This window comes from Moritella sp. PE36 (genome assembly GCF_000170855.1).
Classification (GTDB): Bacteria; Pseudomonadota; Gammaproteobacteria; order Enterobacterales; family Moritellaceae; genus Moritella.
The window spans coordinates 1-3099 of the sequence record NZ_ABCQ01000100.1 but is presented as its reverse complement, the minus strand read 5'-3'; the positions used below and the strand labels follow the sequence as shown (position 1 = coordinate 3099).

General features: G+C 42.2%; 3 protein-coding genes and 1 tRNA gene. All 4 read left to right on the top strand.

Features of this window, described 5'->3' with window-relative positions; genetic code table 11:
- On the top strand, positions 1–518 hold a 518-nt coding region (locus PE36_RS23860; protein ID WP_006034562.1), incomplete at its 5' end, for a helix-hairpin-helix domain-containing protein.
- Between the two features lie 138 nt (positions 519–656).
- Positions 657–2069 carry a glutamate--tRNA ligase gene (gene gltX, locus PE36_RS23225; protein ID WP_006034561.1) on the top strand — a complete coding sequence of 471 codons (1413 nt, stop codon included), beginning with the start codon at positions 657–659 and terminating at the stop codon, positions 2067–2069.
- A 117-nt stretch (positions 2070–2186) separates the two neighbouring features.
- Positions 2187–2262: transfer RNA gene (locus PE36_RS23220), tRNA-Ala, on the top strand.
- A gap of 272 nt (positions 2263–2534) precedes the next feature.
- Positions 2535–3099: AI-2E family transporter (locus PE36_RS23215; RefSeq protein ID WP_006034560.1), on the top strand; the 565-nt coding region annotated here is incomplete at its 3' end.

Genomic DNA, 3099 nt, shown 5'->3' with positions numbered 1-3099 from the left:
TAAAAGCAGCGAAACATACTACGCTAGCCAAGTTCTTATATTCACTGGGTATCCGTGAAGTAGGGGAAGCAACAGCGGCTAACTTAGCTAATGATTTGTTAACCTTAGATGCAATCAAAAAAGCCTCTGTAGAGCGTTTAATTCTGATCTCAGATGTCGGTGATATTGTTGCTAAGCACATTTACTACTTTTTCCGTGAAGCACATAATCTCGAGGTCATTGTCCAGTTGCTTGAAGCGGGCATGAGCTGGGACGATGTTGCCGTTAAAGAAGCAAGCCAGCAACCCTTGTTAGGCGCTATTTATGTCATCACTGGCACGTTAGTGAATATCTCTCGTGCCGATGCTAAAACACGGTTACAAGATTTAGGCGCAAAAGTGGCTGGCAGTGTGTCGAAGAAAACGACGGCGTTAGTGGCGGGTCCTGCTGCAGGCTCTAAGCTCACTAAAGCGCAAGAGTTAGGTATCGATATTCTGACTGAAGATGATTTACTGGCGCTCTTGGTTGCACATAGTTAGTTAATCGCATCGCATCGCGAGTTAATTTTAGTTCGCGTATTGTTAGTTTTATCTTTAGTGGTAAAATGCGCAGCATCATGTGCTTAACCTGTAGTGGTTAAGCGAATCAAATAAAATGTAAAAGGTATTGTGAGACTTATGACTGTTAAGACTCGTTTTGCACCTAGCCCAACTGGCTACTTGCACGTAGGCGGCGCACGTACAGCGCTTTATTCTTGGTTACATGCAAAAAGCCAAGGTGGTAAATTTGTATTACGTATCGAAGATACTGATGTAGAGCGCTCTACTCAAGAAGCGGTTGACGCGATCTTAGAAGGCATGAAATGGGCTGGTCTGGATTGGGATGAAGGTCCTTTCTTCCAAACGCAACGTTTCGATCGTTACAACGAATTAGTTGATCAACTACTTTCTGAAGACAAAGCATACAAATGTTACTGTTCACGTGCGCGTCTTGACGAATTACGTGAAAAGCAAATGGCGGCTAAAGAAAACCCACGTTACGATGGTAAATGTAGCCATGGTGACATCGAAGATACAGGTGCTGATTACGTTGTACGTTTCCGTAATCCGAAAGAAGGCACTGTTATCGTTGATGACAAGATCCGTGGCAAAGTTGAATTTGCTAATAAAGAACTTGATGATCTGATCATCCGTCGTACTGACGGTTCACCAACATACAATTTCTGTGTTGTTGTTGATGACTGGGATATGGGCATTACTAATGTTGTTCGTGGCGAAGATCACCTTAACAATACGCCTCGTCAAATTAACATCTTAAAAGCACTTGGCGCACCAATCCCTGAGTACGCACACGTTGCAATGATTTTAGGTGATGACGGCGCTAAACTGTCTAAGCGTCATGGCGCTGTTGGTGTTATGCAATACCGTGATGACGGTTACCTGCCTGAAGCACTACTAAACTACTTAGTACGTTTAGGTTGGTCACATGGCGATCAAGAGATCTTCAGCGTAGACGAGATGATCAAACTATTTAGCTTAGATGATGTCAACAAAGCGGCGTCAGCGTTTAATACTGAAAAGCTACAATGGGTAAACCAGCATTACATTAAAACACTAGACCCTGAATATGTTGCAACTCACCTTGAGTGGCACATGAAGGAGCAAGGCATTGATACAACTAATGGTCCAGCACTAGCTGAGATTGTTAAAGTACTTGCTGAACGTGCTAAGACACTGAAAGATCTTGCTGCTGCTAGCCGTTATTTCTTTGAAGACTATGCTGAATTTGATGCAACTGCGGCGAAGAAACATCTACGTCCAGTAGCAAAAGAAGCACTGCTGAAAGTACAAGAAAAACTGGCTGCGATTGCAGATTGGAGCGATGCAGAAGTATTACACGCTGCAATTAACGAGACAGCTGCTGAACTTGAAGTCGGTATGGGTAAAGTGGGTATGCCATTACGTGTTGCTATCACTGGTGCCGGTCAATCACCGTCATTAGATGTCACGTTAAAGCTTATCGGCAAAGCACGTAGCCTTGCTGGTATTGATAAAGCGTTAGCATTCATTACTGCACGTGAAAACGCCTAAGGGTGTGTAAATAATATACGTCCTGTCGTTTAATGTTGATTTTTAGAGTGTAGATATTGACAGTTAACCGACAGATGCATATTATCATCCGCAGTAGCAAACGCTGCTGCGGAAATGGGGGCCATAGCTCAGTTGGGAGAGCGCGACACTGGCAGTGTCGAGGTCATCGGTTCGATCCCGTTTGGCTCCACCATTTCTGATTCAAGTATATTCAATTCTAAACTCCTGTTATTTCTGTGTTACTTCTACAATTTAATAATTATCTATTCTTTATTTTTAAGTGTTATTCGACTCTGTGATTCTATCGCAATAATTATTCGTGTTATTGAAGATCACTCTCTGATCTCTTACCCAATCTCGTTACTAGCATCAATGTAATATCATTAGTGTTTTCGCCTTGTTAAGGTTATATTCATCAGTCACGTCGTAGACTACTGGCGACTATTAGCACCCTAATGAGTAACTATGAAACTAATTTTAAACGAAAATAGCCAGATGCGTAATTTGGTGATGGTAGCCGCGGTGATCATTATTCTCGGTGGTATCAAAATAGCCACGCCGATTATCATTCCATTCTTGCTTGCTGTGTTTATTGCTATTATTTGCAACCCATTGGTTAATGTGATCACCCGTTGTCGTATCCCACGCGCAATCGCGATTTTTGTTGTGCTGATTCTCGCTATCACGATTGGTTTGTCGATCACCAGTGTGATTGGCTCGAGTGTGCAGCAGCTCACCAGTAATATTGGTGATTATCAAAGCCAAATTAGAGGCAACTACGGTGACTTAGTTGTATTCTTAAGTAAATACAACATCAACATATCATCTGACACCTTACTGGAATATTTCAACCCTGGCACCGCTGTTACTATGGTTTCTAGCATGGTAAGTAGTTTGTCAGGGGTGATGGCTAACATTTTCCTGATCTTATTAACTGTGGTCTTTATGTTGTTTGAAGGTGATGTGTTACCGAAGAAACTGCATTTAATGTTTAAAGACCTGATTTCAATTAGCACAGTTAGACAAGTTC

Bases quoted from the DNA above. Each gene is read 5' to 3' on its own strand.
- gltX (WP_006034561.1), top strand. From the start codon at position 657: ATGACTGTTAAGACTCGTTTTGCACCTAGCCCAACTGGCTACTTGCAC.